This is a genomic window from Enterococcus sulfureus ATCC 49903 (assembly GCF_000407605.1).
GTDB lineage: Bacteria > Bacillota > Bacilli > Lactobacillales > Enterococcaceae > Enterococcus_G > Enterococcus_G sulfureus.
On sequence record NZ_ASWO01000001.1, the window covers coordinates 87,968 to 105,552 of the forward strand.

The 17,585-nt window shown below is 38.6% G+C and carries 20 protein-coding genes; 2 read left to right on the plus strand and 18 right to left on the minus strand.

Going from position 1 to position 17,585, the window contains the following annotated elements:
• Positions 1–13: 13 nt before the first annotated feature.
• Together mraZ and I573_RS00430 are read right to left on the minus strand one after the other, a co-directional pair.
• Positions 14–445, minus strand: coding sequence for a division/cell wall cluster transcriptional repressor MraZ (gene mraZ / locus I573_RS00425; protein ID WP_016184579.1), 432 nt, complete (start codon positions 443–445; stop codon positions 14–16).
• A 130-nt stretch (positions 446–575) separates the two neighbouring features.
• A complete protein-coding gene (locus tag I573_RS00430; RefSeq protein ID WP_016184580.1) occupies positions 576–947 on the minus strand; it encodes a DUF3397 domain-containing protein in 372 nt (123 codons plus the stop codon).
• A gap of 104 nt (positions 948–1,051) precedes the next feature.
• Between I573_RS00430 and I573_RS00435 the strand changes: the two genes are divergently transcribed.
• On the plus strand, positions 1,052–2,005 hold the full coding sequence (locus tag I573_RS00435; protein WP_016184581.1) for a magnesium transporter CorA family protein: 954 nt from the start codon (positions 1,052–1,054) through the stop codon (positions 2,003–2,005).
• A gap of 81 nt (positions 2,006–2,086) precedes the next feature.
• On the plus strand, positions 2,087–2,206 hold the full coding sequence (locus I573_RS11295; RefSeq protein ID WP_081634494.1) for a DUF4044 domain-containing protein: 120 nt from the start codon (positions 2,087–2,089) through the stop codon (positions 2,204–2,206).
• 39 nt (positions 2,207–2,245) lie between these two features.
• Here I573_RS11295 and recN read toward each other — a convergent pair whose 3' ends face one another.
• From recN to I573_RS00515, 16 genes are all read right to left on the minus strand, one after another.
• A complete protein-coding gene (recN, locus tag I573_RS00440) occupies positions 2,246–3,931 on the minus strand; it encodes a DNA repair protein RecN (RefSeq protein WP_016184582.1) in 1,686 nt (561 codons plus the stop codon).
• Positions 3,932–3,950: 19 nt separating this feature from the next.
• Positions 3,951–4,403: an arginine repressor gene (gene argR, locus I573_RS00445; RefSeq protein ID WP_016184583.1), complete on the minus strand. Its 453-nt coding sequence runs from the start codon at positions 4,401–4,403 to the stop codon at positions 3,951–3,953.
• 12 nt (positions 4,404–4,415) lie between these two features.
• A complete protein-coding gene (locus I573_RS00450; protein WP_016184584.1) occupies positions 4,416–5,228 on the minus strand; it encodes a TlyA family RNA methyltransferase in 813 nt (270 codons plus the stop codon).
• A gap of 1 nt (position 5,229) precedes the next feature.
• Entirely contained in the window at positions 5,230–6,111 is an 882-nt protein-coding gene (locus I573_RS00455; RefSeq protein ID WP_016184585.1) for a polyprenyl synthetase family protein, read from the minus strand.
• Entirely contained in the window at positions 6,108–6,329 is a 222-nt protein-coding gene (locus I573_RS00460) for an exodeoxyribonuclease VII small subunit (RefSeq protein WP_016184586.1), read from the minus strand. The genes I573_RS00455 and I573_RS00460 overlap by 4 nt, the downstream gene beginning before the upstream one ends.
• Positions 6,310–7,665 (minus strand): exodeoxyribonuclease VII large subunit, encoded by a 1,356-nt coding sequence (gene xseA / locus I573_RS00465; RefSeq protein ID WP_016184587.1) that lies wholly within the window; start codon positions 7,663–7,665, stop codon positions 6,310–6,312. Before xseA ends, I573_RS00460 begins: the two co-directional genes overlap by 20 nt.
• Positions 7,646–8,515, minus strand: a complete 870-nt coding sequence (locus I573_RS00470; RefSeq protein WP_016184588.1) for a bifunctional methylenetetrahydrofolate dehydrogenase/methenyltetrahydrofolate cyclohydrolase — start codon at positions 8,513–8,515, stop codon at positions 7,646–7,648. The genes xseA and I573_RS00470 overlap by 20 nt, the downstream gene beginning before the upstream one ends.
• Positions 8,516–8,638: 123 nt before the next feature.
• Positions 8,639–9,088: a transcription antitermination factor NusB gene (gene nusB, locus I573_RS00475; RefSeq protein ID WP_016184589.1), complete on the minus strand. Its 450-nt coding sequence runs from the start codon at positions 9,086–9,088 to the stop codon at positions 8,639–8,641.
• Positions 9,081–9,506 carry an Asp23/Gls24 family envelope stress response protein gene (locus tag I573_RS00480; RefSeq protein WP_016184590.1) on the minus strand — a complete coding sequence of 142 codons (426 nt, stop codon included), beginning with the start codon at positions 9,504–9,506 and terminating at the stop codon, positions 9,081–9,083. The genes nusB and I573_RS00480 overlap by 8 nt, the downstream gene beginning before the upstream one ends.
• A gap of 166 nt (positions 9,507–9,672) precedes the next feature.
• On the minus strand, positions 9,673–10,740 hold the full coding sequence (locus tag I573_RS00485) for a M24 family metallopeptidase (RefSeq protein WP_211213385.1): 1,068 nt from the start codon (positions 10,738–10,740) through the stop codon (positions 9,673–9,675).
• A 98-nt stretch (positions 10,741–10,838) separates the two neighbouring features.
• Positions 10,839–11,225, minus strand: coding sequence for a DUF956 family protein (locus I573_RS00490; protein WP_016184592.1), 387 nt, complete (start codon positions 11,223–11,225; stop codon positions 10,839–10,841).
• Between the two features lie 66 nt (positions 11,226–11,291).
• Complete coding sequence (locus I573_RS00495) at positions 11,292–12,203, minus strand: PTS system mannose/fructose/sorbose family transporter subunit IID (RefSeq protein ID WP_016184593.1); 912 nt, start codon at positions 12,201–12,203, stop codon at positions 11,292–11,294.
• 24 nt (positions 12,204–12,227) lie between these two features.
• Positions 12,228–13,028, minus strand: a complete 801-nt coding sequence (locus I573_RS00500; protein ID WP_016184594.1) for a PTS mannose/fructose/sorbose transporter subunit IIC — start codon at positions 13,026–13,028, stop codon at positions 12,228–12,230.
• A 25-nt stretch (positions 13,029–13,053) separates the two neighbouring features.
• The gene (locus tag I573_RS00505) at positions 13,054–14,037 is read right to left on the minus strand and encodes a mannose/fructose/sorbose PTS transporter subunit IIA (protein WP_016184595.1); all 984 of its coding nucleotides are present in this window, start codon (positions 14,035–14,037) and stop codon (positions 13,054–13,056) included.
• 33 nt (positions 14,038–14,070) lie between these two features.
• On the minus strand, positions 14,071–14,559 hold the full coding sequence (locus tag I573_RS00510) for a mannose/fructose/sorbose PTS transporter subunit IIB (RefSeq protein ID WP_016184596.1): 489 nt from the start codon (positions 14,557–14,559) through the stop codon (positions 14,071–14,073).
• A 200-nt stretch (positions 14,560–14,759) separates the two neighbouring features.
• Positions 14,760–17,570, minus strand: coding sequence for a sigma-54-dependent transcriptional regulator (locus tag I573_RS00515; protein ID WP_016184597.1), 2,811 nt, complete (start codon positions 17,568–17,570; stop codon positions 14,760–14,762).
• Between the last annotated feature and the right edge of the window lie 15 nt (positions 17,571–17,585).

The window sequence follows — 17,585 nt, forward strand, 5'->3', positions numbered from 1 at the left end:
CTTCTGCCTCTTTCTAAAACCCGAAATCTATCATATTTTCCGCGATCTCATCAAAATTTTCTTCTGCTTCAATTGAGAAAGATCGCCATTTTTCTTCATCCCATATTTCAATTCGATTGGCTACACCAATAATGGTGCAATTTTTCGTTAAATTTGCGTAATCACATAAAGTTTTTGGAAGGGTAATTCGTCCTTGTTTATCAAATTCACATTCTGTTGCAGCAGAATAGAGAAAACGGACGAAGGTGCGAGCTTCTTTTTTGGCTAAAGGCATTTCACTTAATTTTTGTTCAAGTTTTGCCCATTCATCTTTTGGGTATCCAAAAAGACAGCCATCTAGACCTCTTGTTACGACAAATTGAGGTGCTAGCTGCTCACGTAGTTTCGCGGGAATAATTACTCGGTTTTTGGTATCGATTGTATGCTGAAATTCGCCCATCAACATCGCAAAAACCCCCGTTCACCACTTGATAAATCAAGTCTACCACAATCCCCCACTTTCTACCACATTTTCTCAGAAATTGAAAAAAAAGTTTTGATTTCTTCTTTTTATTTTCACACACTTTTTTTCAAGTTTAGATAATCAAACCAATCAAACTGACAATAATCAATAAAATATAGATGAATAAAGTGAATAAAAATACCATTCGCCAATACATTTTAAAAAAACGTTGGTAATTGATTTCATCAAAAAAGTACGCATGTACGAAAGCTAATCCAATCGCTAGCAATATGATCGACATGAAATAATACGCTAAAAGCGTCGTACCAAGGACTTCTAGGGAAAGTTGATGAAAACCGAAGATCAAAAAGAAAGTCGCGATATCTGGAGCTTTCAAATTGAACTTTCGTTTTAATTGAAAAAATGTCACGATGAATTGCGCACCAAAAAGTGCTATGATTGGAAAAAGGTACCAAAATAGTAAACTAATTGTAAATGTAATCATAATGTGTTCCTTTCTTATTTTCTGAATACTCAGAAGTGTTTTTTTGGATTACGGGCTTTAGAAAAATTTAGAAAACAATACTATTAAAAAGGAGAAAATCAGCTATGTTCCATTACTATACGTTCATCAATGACGAATTGCATCGCCAAGATTCTATGCAAGTGTCTACACAGTGGATTCATCTTGAAGCTCCAGATCCTCACGAAATAAGCGAATTGATCGCAGACTATCAATTACCAAGAGACTATGTAACGGCCATTTTAGATGATGCAGAAAATTCTCGATGTGAACAATTGAAGCAACCCCATTTTGCCAAACAGCCAGCACTGGTCTTAGTTCAATTTCCAAGGAAAGTCGCAAAAAATCAATACGAAACCTATCCGTTATCGATTATTTTTACACACACTCCCTTGGTTATTACGGTATCAAAATTTCCACCGATACTATTTGATACATGCACAACAGACCAAGTGCCTTTTTTCGTCAACTCACCAGAAGTACACTGGAAAATCAGTTTTCCTATATTGTGGTGCCTTTCTCATTCGTTTAATCTTTATTTAAAAGAAATCAAACTCCAACTTCAACAAATCGAACAACAAATCAAAGTCTCCACTGAAAATCAGCAGCTTTATTACATGCTTGAAAGTCAAAAAAGTTTGGTGCTGATCGAGTCTGCCACAAAGAATAATTTGGAAACACTTATGATATTCTCAAAAAGTGAGCCGATAAAAGAATCGGATTTATTGGCTAACTATATGCAAGATATTTTGATTGAAACCAAACAATCTGTTTCTTCTGCTTCGATCCATTTGCGTTTGATCGATCAAATCAACAATACGTTTTCGGCTATCGTCTCGAATAATTTAAACAATGTTATGAAGTTTCTAACGTCTTTGACACTGGTATTGACGATTCCAACAATTATTGGTGGCATCTATGGGATGAACGTCACGCTACCGTTTGAAGATTCTAAGATCGCCTTTTGGCTGATCGCGCTAATAACCGCAAGCTTATGCATTACCGCTATTACCATCTTAAAAAAGAAAAATCTTCTTTAATTTCTGCCATTGATTCTTGAGTTTTGCTATACTTGAGAGTAAACTAAGCAATAACTGATTCTTTTGGAAAGGTGATAGACGATGAGCGGAAAAAAACCAAAAAGTAGATTTGAAAAAATTACCATGGTCGTAGTATGGCTAATGTTGATCTTAACAATTGGCTCCATTGTATTGGGCGCAATTGCTAGTATCAAAGGATAACAGACAATGAGCTGAAAGCTGTAGAAACCTCTACGACTTTCAGCTCGTTTTTTCTTGTTTTGCAATCTCCAATAATTCTTGTGCATGCTCAAGCGTCAGTGGCGTCACTTCTGCTCCAGCAAGCATGCGTGCGACTTCTTGGACACGTTTTGTCGCAGACAATAGATGGACTGTCGTTTTTGTTCGACCTTCCAAGACTTCTTTTTGAATAAAATATTGATGATCTGCAAACGCAGCTACTTGTGGCAAATGCGTAATACACAATACTTGTGAACGTTGGCCGATCGTCGCGATTTTTTGCGCAATCGCTTGTGCCACTCGACCACTCACTCCTGTATCCACCTCATCAAATACAATACTTGTCAATGCTTGATTTCTAGAAAAGACGGTCTTCAATGCAAGTAAAATCCGCGATAATTCTCCACCACTTGCAACTTTAACTAACGGTTTTAAAGGTTCTCCTAGATTTGTCGATAAATAAAATGCGACTTTATCAATCCCACGATCGGTCGGTTCACTTGTAGAATCAAAACGAACTTGAAAATCAGTATTTTCCATGTATAGTTCTTTTAATTCCTGTAAAATCCCTTGCTCTAATTTTTTAGCGATTTCTTGACGCATATTATGCAACTCTTGTGCCTTTTCATTAACCAATGCTTCTTTTTCAGTCAACTGTTCGACTAAGTAAGCTAACTGTTCATCTGAGTGATCTGCGTCGGCGACTTCTTTTGAAATCTGTTCATAATAAGCTAAAACCGCTTCGATCGATTCCCCATATTTACGCTTCAACTGACGAATCACTTCTAGACGAGCGTATATTTCTTCAAGACGCTGCTCATCAAACTCTAAACTATCCAATTGACGAGATAAATCAGAAGTAACTTCTTGGACTAAGTAATACGCCGATTGTAAAGACTCCGCCATTTTCTCATAGTCTTTATCTAATGAAGAAATATTTTCTACTTGTCCCATAGCTTGACTTAACTGGTCGGTTGTTCCTTGTCCATCTTGCGTTAGCAGCTGATAAGTCAGTCCTAGTGTATCTACAATTTTTTGAAAATTGACCAATTTATCGCGTTCTTCGATCAACAACTCTTCTTCTCCAACTTGCAAGTCCGCTTGCGCTAACTCATCCAGCTGAAAATGTAACATATCCATACGTTGTACGTACGATTGTTCATTTTCTTTGATCTGTTTTACTTTTTTTTCAATCATGCGATACTCATGATACACCTTTTGATAAGCGTTTACTTTTGCTGTAAATTCGGGAGTACCAAATTCATCTACCAATCGCAAGTGTTGCTCGGGTTGCAGTAAAGCCTGATGATCATTTTGACCTTGGATGTCGACTAAAAAAGCACCGATTTTCCTTAGGTTCGCTAGCGTCATGACCCGTCCGTTTACACGACAGATCGATTTCCCAGCTATCGACATATCGCGCTGAACGATCAAAAAGTCTTCCTCTTGATCGATACCTAATGTCTCTGCTAATTCCAGAAAGGCTTCTTGTGTCGGCCATTCAAATACTCCTTCTAATCGACATTTCTCTGCACCTTGACGAATCATGTCAACTGAACCTCGACCGCCTGCTAGCAAGCCCATCGCATCGATAATAATCGATTTCCCAGCACCCGTTTCACCCGTTAAGGCATTCATCCCTTGATAAAAATTCAGATGCAAGGATTCAATAATTGCAAAATTTTCAATCGTTATCTCAATTAGCATCTTTTCACCTATTTTCTATCTACTGTTCATATCGTCTGATTTCTTCGTATATCAAATCACGTGCTTCTTGTGCTTTAGCAATCATCAAAATCGTATCATCATCTGTCATAATCCCAAAAAGTTCTTTAGCGTAATATGTATCGAGTAAATGAGATAATGCACTAGCATTTCCAGGCATCGTTTTGATCAAGACAAACTTATCCATACGTTTGACAGATTTCACAGCATTTTTTAATAAATTTTCTAGTTTCTGTGCGATTTCGATATCATTTTGAGCAGGTAAACTATAGCGATAGCCTCCGGTTGCCGAAGGGATTTTAACTAGTTTTAATTCCTTGATATCTCGCGAAATTGTAGCTTGTGTGACTTGGATTCCTCTTTGTTCTAATATTTCAACAAATTCTTCTTGTTTTGCAATATCTTGCTCACTTAATAAGCGCGTCAATAATTGATGACGGTCTTTTTTTCTCATACTCTCGCTCCTTTAGGTCAATTGACGATGGGCATAGTCAACTAATTCTGGAATATTAATTGTCGATGCGATCGTTCCTGGAACCGTACTTTTTTTCAAATGAACAATGAACTCGATATTGCCTTCACCACCTGTAATTGGTGAAAAATCAAGTTGCTTCACGTCATATCCTTCTTTAGCAGCAAACGATACGATTCGTTCAATTACTTGCTCATGTGTTTTCGCTTCACGAACGATTCCATGTTTTCCAACTAGTTCTTTTCCTGCTTCAAACTGGGGTTTAATCAATGCCATGACATCTCCACCTTCGATTAAAATCCGATGAAGGTTAGGCAAAATCAAACGTAAAGAAATAAACGAGACATCGATTGTTGCAACTTCTGGTACTTTCGCAAAATCTTCTGGATTCGAATGTCGAAAGTTCACACGTTCCATTACAACGACTCGCGGATCTTGTCTTAATTTCCAAGCCAATTGATTATACCCTACATCTAGTGCATAACTCATTGTCGCTCCATTTTGTAAGGCAACATCGGTAAATCCACCCGTTGAAGAACCAATATCTAATACGACTTTATCCGTCACGGTAAAATCAAATTTTTTTAACGCTTTTTCTAATTTCAATCCACCTCGAGATACGTAAGGCAATTTTTGTCCTTTAATGGCTAAAGGGATTGACGCATCAATTTTCTCACCTGGTTTATCTAAACGTTCACTATTGACTTCTTTGTAAACTAACCCTGCCATTACACCGCGTTTTGCTTGTTCACGGGTTTCAAATAACCCTTGTTGGACTGCTAATACATCCACACGTTCTTTTTTCATCTTATGCCTCTTCCTTTAATGCAAGTTGTTCAATAATCCGTTGTAAAGGCGTAATTGTATACCCTTTTTGTGCCAATAATGTCAAAATAGCCGTGGCATCTTGTAGTTCCTGAGCTAAAGCTGCTTTCGCTTCGTTAAGTCCTAGTAATTTGGGATATGTACTTTTTTCTAACACCTCATCACGATGAGCCGTTTTTCCTAATTCAGCAGTTGTTGAAATGACATCTAACACATCATCGCGAATTTGAAAAGCCAATCCGATCTTACGGGCCAATCGATCTAACGCAACGTAGTCTTCTTTAGGAGCTTTTCCAATAATTCCACCTGCTAGTAGCGCAAAACGGATCAATTCACCTGTTTTTCGTTCATGTATGGCTTGTAATTCGATTTGATCGACTTGTCGCTTTTCAGCACGCATATCCGCTACTTGACCTGCTACCATCCCTTTAGGACCTGCTGTTTCTGCTAACAATCGAATCAATTCCACCAAACTAGTAGCGTCAAGATCAGCCATCGCCACCACTTGAAACGCTAGCGTAAGCAAAGCATCTCCTGCTAAGATCGCCATATCTTCACCAAATACTTTATGATTCGTCGGCTTGCCTCGACGTAAATCATCATCGTCCATAGCAGGTAGATCGTCATGGATCAACGAATAAGTGTGGATCATCTCAAGTGCTGCAGCAGTATCTACTGCTGCACTTGGGATCGTTTCTTGAAATAGTAACACGGTACTCAACAATAACAGTGGACGGATTCGTTTACCACCAGCTGCAATAGAATAGTGCATGCTTTCTGCTAATCGTTCCTCATTCGTATAGTCGGATACAGCTTGTACTAATTTTTTTTCTACTTCCACTAAATACATTTGGGCATCACTCATTTTGTTTCCTCATCAAATACAAGTTCTTCATTCGTCTCACTCATGATTTTTGCAAGTGTTTTTTCTGCATGTTGAAGGGTGTCTTTGCATTGTTTACTTAGCTCCATTCCACGCTTAAATGCGGTTAAGGATTCTTCCAATGCGACATCTCCTTGTTCTAATTGGGTAACGATCTTTTCTAATTCTGCTAAAGATTTTTCAAATGTTTGTTGACTCATCTTCATGTCCTTTCTCTATATCGACCACTTCAACTATAGCTTGTCCATCAGATAGATGTAACGTTAGTTGATCTTGGGGCGATAGTTGATTGATCGAGCGTACGATTTGCTCTTGTTTGATTGCATAACTATATCCACGACTCATGATTTTTAACGGACTTAATAGATCAAGTGCTTGAATCGTTTGGTTCGCGTGTTGTTGCTTTTGAGCCATGGACTGAGTGATCGCTTGCTGCAAACGAGCTGTATGATATTGAAGCTCCTGCTGCTTTTGTTTGACATTACTTTCCATACGTTGCGGGGATAGACGATAGAATACATGATTCATTCGTTCTGTCTCTCTTGAAATACGTGTTGCCATATGTTGCTGTATCCGCTGTGTCAATAAATCAACTTTTTGGATTTTTGACTCATATAGGCGTTCAGGCTGACGTAAAATGTATGAATTCGCTAGCGCTGCGTATCGTTGTTTTCGATACTCTAACTGCCGCAAAAAGGCTTGTTCCAAGCGTAACTGTTTTTCTTTTATCGCTACGATCTCTTGCGTTAAAACGGGTACTGCTAGTTCTGCTGCGGCTGTTGGTGTGGCAGCACGCACATCGGCTACCAAGTCGGCAATCGTCGTATCGGTTTCGTGTCCCACTGAAGAAATAATCGGAATCGGCATATTGGCGATCATTCGCGCTACCGCTTCTTCATTAAATGGCCATAAATCTTCAATCGATCCGCCACCACGGCCCACGATAACCGTATCAAAATTACCAGCTGCAGCAATTCGCTCTAGATTTTTGACAATATCCGCTGTGGCCTTTTCACCTTGCACCACCGTGGGATACAAGACGATTTGAGCGATTGGATAGCGTCTTTGAACCGTTGTGATGATATCTCGGATCACAGCTCCACTTGGAGAAGTCACTACAGCGATTCGTTTGGGAAATCTTGGCAACTCACGTTTCGGCCGTGCAAATAACCCTTCTTTTGCTAATTTTTCTTTTAACTGTGCATAGGCTTGATACAATGCACCGACCCCATCTGGTTCCATATGTTCTACATAAAGTTGATAATTTCCAGTCGATTCAAACAAGGAGATCCGCCCAATAACCAATACCTTCATTCCTTCTTGAGGTGTAAAGTTTATTTTGCTAAACGCTTGTTTGAACATCACAGCCGAAATTTTAGCCTGGTCATCTTTTAAACTAAAATATTGATGATTCGGCCGTAACCGAAAATTTGAAATTTCTCCAGTTAAATAAACGCGCTCTAAATATGGATCTGCGTCAAATTTACGTTTTAAATATGCCGTAATTGCTGCAATGCTAAGATAATTTGTTTTCAAGTTTACTTCTCTCCTGACGTTTCGCTGCTTCATAGGTTTGTTGCATCAGCATTGTAATCGTCATTGGACCTACTCCTTTTGGAACTGGCGTGATAAAACTTGTCAAAGGAGCTACTTCGTCAAATTTTACATCTCCGATCAACTTTCCTTTGTCATCACGATTCATTCCTACATCAATGACGACGGCCCCTTCTTTAATAAATTCTTGGGTCACGAAATGACCACGTCCAATTGCTACGACTAAAATATCAGCGGTTTTCGCTAATGCAGCTAATTCTTTCGTTTTAGAATGTGCCATGGTCACTGTCGCATTTTGAGCCAATAATAATTGAGCCATCGGTTTTCCGACAATATTACTACGACCAATTACTACGGCATGTTTGCCTGTAAGGTCGATCTCATACGCGTTAAACATCTCCATGATGCCATAGGGTGTACAAGGAATCATTTCTGGTGTCCCAGCAAATAGATGACCTAAATTCATCGGATGGAACCCATCGACATCTTTTTTAGGATCGATGGCTTCCACGATTTTCGCTTCATCGATATGTTTAGGAAGTGGAAGTTGAACCAAAATACCATGAAAGTCTTCATGGCGATTATAAAAAGCTATTCTTTCAAGCAATTCCTCTTGTGTAATTGTGTGACTCAATCGTTCGATTTTTGAATGGATACCAATTCGAGTTGCAGCCAATTCTTTATTTTTCACATACGTTTGGCTCGCTGGATCTTCCCCTACTAATAACACCACTAAACCAGGTGTCTTCATAGTCGTTTCTTTAGCTATCGTTTCTTTCAATCGTTCTTGCATTGTTTGGGCTAACCCTTTTCCGTCAATAATTGTTGGCATTCATTCCACTCCTTTACACTTTCTCATATTTTATCATACGAAAGAAAGGGATTGAACTGTCTAAACACGAAAGATCGATTTTTAGACAAAAACTTAGGAACTATACCAAAAAAAGAAGCTAGCTTATACGCCAGCCTCAAGTTCTTTATTGATTGAAGACAACACACCATTGATGAACTTACGTGATTGTTCATCACTAAATGTTTTTGCTAGTTCGATTGCTTCGTTTAAAACAACACGATTGGGAACCTCTTCAACATAGAGCATTTCAAATAATGCTAGACGCAAGATTGTCACATCGATTTTTGCTAAACGTTTGATCGACCAACCTTTACGCAAATGTTTGCCGATCAAAGTATCTAATTCTTCTTGTTTTACGCAAACACCACTCACGACTAAATCGAGATAAGCTGGCACAAAATGCTCTTCTTCTTCGTCAAGTAATTCGGTATGGTTTAGCTCGATTGCATGATCGATCGCTGCTTGTTTTGAAAAATCTTTATTAAAATCTAGAGGAAATAATGCTTGTACACCCATTTCTCTGATCTCATGTCTTGATAACTCTTTATTCATTGTCTTCCTCTTCGTTTCCAAATAATTCTGCCATATTTAACTCTTCAGTTTTTTCAGGCACTACGGCCAATACATGAACGTTTACTTCACTCAATACAACATCGGTCATAAACAAAACTTGTTGTTTGACGATTTGCTGAATCTCCATGGCTACTTTCGGTACAGACACTCCATACTTCATATAGCTATATAGATCTACTTTGATCCCTGATTCATCAATTGTCAAATGAACACCTTTACGATGAGCTGAACGTCCTAACAATTCATTTACATTATTGGTAAATGACCCACGCATTGCATATACACCTTCAACTTTAGCTGCTGCAATCCCAATGATCACTTCAATCACTTCTGGTGCAATGACGATCTCGCCTAATTCTTGATTTGCTTCTAATACTAAATTTGTTTCTTCAACCATATTGTCTCCTCCGTCCCTAATCATGAGCACGAACGAGTAGCGCTCATTACCATTACTTAATTCTCACATTGTTTTCGCTTCGGTAACAGTGTATCATTTTCTAAAGAATTTCGCTATAAAAAGTCTAGTTTATAGCGAAATTCTAAGATTTAGACTACTAGTTTTTTTAAAGTAAAATCAATTCTTTAGGTGCTTGTGTGAATACGCGATTTCCAGTCGATGTGATCAATAGATCATCTTCGATCCTTACACCACCGATTCCTGGTAGATAAATACCGGGCTCATCTGTGATGACATTTCCAGCGACAAACGCTTTTTCTGCTCTAAAAGAAACATTCGGCCCTTCATGGATTTCTAATCCAATGCCATGACCTGTAGAATGACCAAACGCTTCTTTATATCCGTAAGAAGCGATATGATCACGGGCAACGGCATCTAATTGGATTCCAGTCATACCAGGTTTAGCCATCTCAATCACTTTTTGATTGGCTTCTAATACGATCTGATAGATTTCTTTTAATTTTTCTCCTGGATCTCCAATTGCAAACGTTCTTGTGACATCAGAGACGTATCCTTCATAATAACAACCAAAATCAATGGTAATCAAATCATTTTTTTCGATGACTTTATTGCTTGCTACTCCATGCGGCATAGCTGAACGTACACCACTGGCCACGATCGTTTCAAACGATACACTCGTTGCACCTAATGAGCGCATAAAAAAGTCCAATTGATTCGCCACTTCAATTTCCGTCATACCTGGGCGAATCGTTTTTAACGTGTTGGCAATTCCTTGATCGGCGATTGCACATGCTTTTTGGATCAATTCGATCTCATTTTCATCTTTGACTTCACGCAATGTTTCGATCATACCAGAAATCGGAACTAAAGAAGATTCTTCAATGATCTCTTCTAACCACTGGTAATCTGCAAAACTGACAAAGCTTTCTTCAAAAGCGATTGCGTTAATTTCTTCTTGTAAACAAATTTTTGCTACTTCATCAAAAATAGGTCCTTTATTTGTTACAATCTCAAATCCTTGCGCTTGTGCAGTCGCTTGCTCCGTATAACGGAAATCTGTCACAAAAAAAGCTTTATCTAGCGTGATCACAGCAAGTCCAGTCGTTCCAGTAAAGTTTGTCAGATAGCGTAAATTATATGGACTCGTTATTAAGAACGCATCTAGCGCTTCTTTTTTCATTGCTGCACGTAATTTTTCAATTTTATACATAATTTTCCCTCTTTCTGTTTCAGATTCACTTCATTAGTATACCAAATTTTCATTGATTCTGGTAACAAACAAAATAGACCTCCAATAAAGGAGGCCTATCTTTATTTCGATTTCTTTTTTCCCGTAAATAATGCTACAACTCCACGTTTTACGACATCCGTAAAAGTCAAAGAGCGAACCATATGACTAGGCTCCACATATTCTTGAATCGCACGCAACACTTTTTTAGGATGTTTTGAAGCAAATGTATAAGTTCCGTTTTTTTTCGTTTGGATCGCATAACGTGGAATCCATTTCCCTTTAAACATAACAGAGGCAATGACGTAGTCTACTTCCTCCCAAGGGATTTGGATATATTTTCGTGCATCCCGATCGTTAAAAAACTCAAATCCATGATTTCCGATCATGATCTTTCCATAATCCGTAATCCCTAGATAAGATGTTGCATCAATTACCAAATCGACTTTAGAATTAATAGACTGTACCATATTATCCTCCACCTTTTATGTAAAAATGAAGGCCTTAACTAAGACCTTCATTTCCGTTTTTCTATATTATAACAAACCAATTACGTGGCCGACAACACCGACTACGAATAAACCTAAAATGATCACGATTGGAGAAACTTTTTTCTTCAATAACCACATACAACCTAAAGTTAACAATAAAGCGGCAAGTCCTGGAATCAATTGATCCAAGTTATCTTGTAACGTTGTCACTTTTGTTGCATCTAATGCGCGACCTGAAGCAACTTGACCAAATGCATCTTTTAGTCCTTGGCCTGACAATGGGATTTTATCCCAATCTACATATGCACCATCATCTAATTTTACACGTGAAATCACTGGTGTAAATTTGATGGATACCCAACGTTGAACTAACGATCCTAATACGAACATTCCGAGGATCGAAGCACCTTTTGTTACTTTTTGCAGTAATCCACCTGATAAATCTTCTGTGATTTTTGATCCTGCTTTGTAACCAAATTCTTGTGTATAAACCATAAATGCCCAACGAATAATATTCCATAAAACAAAGAATAAAATCGGACCTAAGATATTTCCAGTTAAAGCTAATGAAGCCCCTAATGCACCTAGCATTGGACGAACAGTAAACCAGAATACTGGATCACCAACACCAGCTAAAGGACCCATCATCCCAACTTTTACCCCTTGGATGGCTACATCATCAACTGGTGCGCCGTTTGCGCGATCTTCTTCTAAGGCTAACGTTACCCCTAAAATTGGTGAAGCGATATATGGATGTGTATTAAAGAATTCCAAGTGACGTTTTAATGCTGCCGCACGATCTTCTTTTGTTTTATATAATTTTTTGATTGCCGGGATCATTGCAAATGCCCAACCACCATTTTGCATACGTTCATAGTTCCAAGAACCTTGAATAAATGTTGAACGCCATGCTACGGACATCCGGTCTTTTTTGGTTAATTCAATTCTATCTGCCATGTTGTTTTTTCCTCCTTCTTTCGCTTAGTAGTCGTTTAAAATATCGCCTAATGGATCACCAGTGTTTCCACCGCCGCCTTTAGAAGATCCACCCATATCAGAAAGGTTCAAGTAGATCAATGCAATTGCGATAGCTAACGCACCAATAGCGATTAAAGTTAATTGTGAAATCGCCGCAATAACAAAACCGATAATGAAGAATGGCCAAACTTCTCTTGTTGCCATCATGTTGATTACTAACGCGTAACCTACCGCAACAACCATTCCCCCACCAATTGCCATACCATCTGTTAACCATGCTGGCATTGATTCTAAGAAATTACGCACAACATCTGCTGGAATAAATAATAGTGCTGCTGCTGGAATCGCAATACGAATCCCTTGTAAACATACGGCTACAATATGCCAAAATTCGATTTTACGGTAGTCTCCTTGTTCTGCTGCAGCATCCATAAAGTGAATGATCGGCACGGCGATCGTACGAACTAACATTGTCAAGAATAAACCAGCTACAGCTAATGGAATCGCTACTGCAATCGCTGAGTCTACCCCTTTAACTCCTTGACCACCTAAAACTAAAATAATTGCTGATGCTACTGAAGCAAGTGCTGCATCGGGAGCTACTGCAGCCCCAATGTTCGCCCAACCTAGTGCGATCATTTGAAGTGAACCACCTAAAACGATTCCGGCTCCAAGATTTCCTGTTACTAATCCAATCAACGTACAAGCAACTAATGGTTGGTGAAATTGGAATTCATCCAAAATCCCTCCCATCCCCGCTAAAAACGCAACGACGATGACTAAAATCATAGATATAATCGACATATCTTAATCCTCCTTATATTTGACGTTAAGCTTTACCTAACTCTTGTTTTGCTTTTTTCAATAAGTCATTCATATTGCTCTTCGAATCATTCGGTACTTTACGAACGTCAAATTTAACGCCCATTTTCTCTAATTTTTCAAACGTTTCAACATCTTCAGTTCCCATTGAAAGTACTTTATTTACAACCACTTTACCTGTAGAATGTGCCATTGAGCCTACGTTGACTTCTTTAATGTCTACGCCACCTTCAACAGCTTTTAATAAATCTTCAGGATTTTCAAAAAGTAATAATGCTTTTGTTCCACCAAAACGAGGATCTTTTGCCACTTCGATCATTTTTTTGATCGGTACGACATTTGCTTTTACTCCTGGAGGAGCGGCTTGTTCGATCAATTTTTTACGTAGATCATCTTTTGCTACGGCATCAGAGACAACGATAATACGTGTTGGCAAAGTTGCTTTAGTCCATGCTGTAGCTACTTGACCATGCAGTAAGCGAGTATCGATACGTGCAAGAACATACTTGATCTTACCGTCGCCAACGACTGTTCCTGGCGCCATTGCCCCTTGAGGAGCTTCTGCTTGAACAGGTGCGGCAACTTCTGGTTCTAATTCTTCCGGTTTTACCTTCACACCATCTTTAGCTGTGTTGATGATCGCTTTTGCAATATCTTGTGCAGATTCCATTGAAAAACGAGAAGCATAGGCTTCAATCACCATTGGCAAATTCATTCCGGCAACGATCGCCCAGTTTTCTTTATGCGCTTCAAACAAACTATTGGCTTGGTTGAAAGGTGTTCCTCCCCATAAATCAACTAAAAATAAGATTTCATCTTGGCTATCAAATGACGCAATCGCTGCTTCCATTTTTGCCTTGATATCATCTGGTCCTTCACTAGGTTCTAATACACACGCGGCAACATTTTGCTGTTCTCCAAAAATCATCGCACCTGATTGTAAAATCCCTTTAGCGAAATCACCATGGCTGGCTAAAATTATTCCGACCATTCTTTTCCCTCCTATACTTTTTTGACATTTGTGTCATTTTTTCTCCTTCTCTAATAAATCGATCAAGGATAATTTACGATCTGTCGGAACTTTTCGCAACTCCAACTCGATCCCTCGAGAATGAAGATCATAAAAGGCTTGCCGATCCTTTTCGTCAATAGAAACATAATTTGTAAGCATATGCTTGCCAACTTGAAAGCGCATGCCACCGATATTCACACTTGATAAGGATAATCCTCCTTGAACAACGCGAACCACATCTTGCGGATTCGTAAACAATAAAAGAATAGCTTGTTCAGAAAATAAAGAATAATCACGAATCTGCAGCATTTTTTCAATGGTTACCACGTTTGCACGAATGCCTGGTGGGGCAGCTTCTTTCAATAAAACAGTTCGAAATGGATCTTTCGCCACTTCGTCGCTCACAACGATTATTCGATTGATATTGGTCATTTTTGTCCAAGCAGTTGCAACTTGTCCATGGATCAATCGATCATCAATCCTTGCTAAGCGAATTACCATCTGAGTTCTCCTTATGCTTACATTTTTGTTATCTATTGATAAATTGGCCTTTCAATTCTATTAGTAGCAAGAAGCGTGCCAACTTTTATATACACTAAAAAAAGAGTGAATTACAAGCTAAAAAAACACTAAAACGATACACTTTTATTAGTGTATCGTTTTAGTGTATACAAATACAGTATGATTTTCATCACAGTGTATTATTGTGTATCGATTTTTAAACGGATCATCTCCGTCAAATAATATTCTTCCGTCTCCGCAATATCTAAGCCAAATGGTGTGACTAATTTTGTCAATTCTCGATGTAAAAAGGAATACGCTGGAAAGTGATGAAGACTGATTAGTTGCTCACTTGTCGCAGTTAACGGGCGTTTTAGTAAAGCACGCTCCACCATTCCACTACAATGCGTCACGATATTTGTACGAAAGGCATACGTCTCATCTTCAATCGAAAATACATCAAGCAATTGATCTGCAAATAGCCAAAGCGGATCGATGAGCTTTTCCGGATTGAAAAAGGTCAACCCATCTGCCATAAAACGTAAACAAGCTTGTTTTGCATGTTCCAAATCAAGTTGACCTTCTTCTTCTAGTAATTGCTCTTCAAAATCAGATTCCATCAATAAATAATCAATCAATTCATCCGTATCTGCATTGATAAAACGTTCCAATGAAATAAATGGTGCTTCGATTTTTGGATCTACAACTCCTGTCGATGCAATGATCTCATATTGCTCAACAAGATCAGCCAATCTTGTGTTGAGTTCCAATACAGAAAGTGTCAATACTTTTAAATCTTCGATATGTTGCTGTCCTAATGAAGTTTCAATGATTTTTTTCACTTGTTGAGCTGTCCCTTCACCAGAAGCACAAATCGCTAAGATGACTCGATCTTTTTTCGTAGTCGTTGCTTTTTCTTGTACATGACCATATCCGCGAAATGTTCGTAATGCATCGTAAATACTATCTAGATCACTGCCGATTACAGAAGCTTTACGAGCAGCTTCTAAAACATTTGGCGTTGTAACCATGTCGAGTGTCCGTACTTTAATCCCTGTATCCCGCTGAATTTGTTCTTGGAATGTCGCCAATGATCCCATATCTACCATCAGAAGAACCCCGCTATAATCATGCACACGTTTCACCGATTCCACTACTTTTTCATAAGCTACTTTTGGTGACATATCTAGCGGCATATCTACCGCAGCGATTTGATCGACGCCTAGTAACGATTTGACGACATCGACCATACTACTTGCTGTACTTTCTCCATGAGCTGCTACAACTACACCAATTTTTCCTGTCATTGAGGCATTGCGCAACGAAATCAATAATACGGCAAGATAATCTTCTTCTGCTTGTGGGATCTCTACGTCAAAAAAGTCAGCGATCTGTTTACGAATTTCATGAGCAAGTTCTAATTCTTCTGGATAGCTATGCACCATTTCTCGAATATTATCATTTGAATAGCGAATATCTCCTAACTGAATTTTTTTCATAAATGAACTGATATGCAAACTCATCGCATATAAAAAATTCTGTTCGATCGCTTCTCCAAATCGCGCATGAACGGTCTGATACAATTGATTGGTCAATTCAATAATTTTAGGATCTACAAACTCACTCAACTTATTCTCAGATTGAAATGAAAAGCCATGATTTTTATAAAATGATTTTAAATGGACATTGATGTCGGTTGAAATAAAATGATGAATCGTTTCTTGATCCACCCCTTCAGCTTTCAATAAATCTGCTTTATCTCCAATAATATCATATAAATTGTAAGGCAAATCGTACGATCCTGTTTGGATGTCGATTAGTGCATCATCTGGTTGGATCACTAATTTAGAAGTCAAATATTGTGATAGAGAAGTTAAGTTTTGACGCTTACCTGCTAAATGCACTAAACCTGAACGAATCCCTTCTGGTACATCATCCATCGTAATTTCAATTTCATGATGATACATATGGTTTAAAAATCCTCTTGCACAAATCAATTGTACATTTGATTTTAACTGTCCAATATTTCCAAACGTCACCGCCCCAATCAGTGATTTGACGACGTCTTCAGTTAACGAAATCGTCCGTTCAATCCGTTTAGCCTCTTGTGCGACCATGACCTTGACCAAATCGATTTTTTCGATCGCAGGTCGTTCATCAAATGAAGGTAGTTGGATCGTAATCGGAATACGTCTTAAAAACGTCCCTAGTAAAGTCGAGGAAGGATTTTCAGTTGTCGCTCCAATAATCCTTACACTGGCTTGACGATTTTTTCCACTTTCACCTAGTCGATTATAGCGCCCATGATCCATAAAATAAAAAATCATTTCTTGTCCTTCAGGTGGCAACCGATGGATCTCATCTAAAAAAAGCATCCCATCATTAGCTTCTTCAATGATGCCTTCTTTATCTTTTTCTGCGCCAGTAAATGCTCCTTTCGCATACCCAAATAAATGACTCATTAAGAGTTCTGGATTATGTGCATAGTCGGCGCAGTTAAATACAATCAACTCTTTATCCGCAGCAATCACTTCATTTTGACGCGCAAATTGAAACATAGCATGTGCGAAATGTGTCTTTCCAGATCCAGTCGGTCCTGTGATCAAACAATTCAGGCCTTTTGGTGGATATAAAATCGCAGCTTTTGCTTGTTCACCCGCATTTTTCATCGAGCCATTGATCCCAATGATCGTCTGAAATACATCTTGTGATTTCTCAAGCGTTAAGCGCGATTGCTCAACTGGTGTTTCTTTGTAACTAGGAACATATTTTTCAATTGGTGGCTGTTTACGTTCTGGTGTAACCCTTGTTACAGCTTCTAATAAAAAGTATGTAACTGGACGTCCGTCGCGTTTACTTAACTTTTCTTGACGAACCCACTCATTTAATTCTTTACTCACATTTGAACGCTGCATGCCTAACGCTTCTGCGATTTCTTTTGTTGTAAATCCACTTTGTTTCGTTGCTCTTGATTGTAAGTAAGACCAAATCAAGTCTTTGCGTTTCGCCAAATAAACCCTCCCCCT